1 pseudogene is annotated in these 631 nt (G+C 42.9%); it reads right to left on the bottom strand.

Annotated elements, in window-relative coordinates:
* Positions 1–247: pseudogene (locus R7093_RS26205) on the bottom strand (AEC family transporter); the annotation flags it as partial.
* Positions 248–631 lie beyond the last annotated feature (384 nt).

Here is a 631-nt window from a genome sequence, read left to right as displayed (position 1 = left end):
ACAGAATGCTCGCGACTACGCCGTAGTTGATGAAACCACTGGCGGCAGAAAAATCATGCTCAGAAGCCACAATACTGACAAACAACATGGCTGGCAGCGTGACCTTAAAAACCAGCTTAGAGCCTATTTCAATAAAGTTATCGTTGATGAGACCAAACCGTTTAAAGATAACGCCAAGCACCAACACTAAGCAGATGGGGCCGGTGATCGACAAAGAGAATTGCAACTGATGTAAAACAGAATCCATGTAAGTATCCGCAGCAAAAAAGAAAAAAGTCATTATTGTTTCGCTATTAAGCCACAAACTAGGGGGCGGGGAATAGGGAAGCGATGAAATTTTATTCTTATGTTGATTAGGATGTACGTTGCATTCCGATATGAGCCTAATATCTCAGTTTGACCAAGCTCGACTGGTCGAAGGTTGCATATATTGGTTTACTACTCCGACTTATCGCACTGGAGATAAAACAGATCTCCAGCGCAGACAAGTGAAATGAAGTTGAGCCGCGCTCATTCTTTGTGCGGTTCTGGTGGTGATAAATAGGAGTCCATCGATGAAAAGTAAACACAACAAAACCGTTCTATGTGCATTTGTTTCTGGTTCGGTATTTGGTGCTGTTCTCGTTATCGC

It is taken from the genome of Vibrio sp. 1580, from assembly GCF_033340055.1.
The sequence above is the reverse complement of the archived record's forward strand: the minus strand, read 5'-3'. Positions and strand labels throughout refer to the sequence as shown.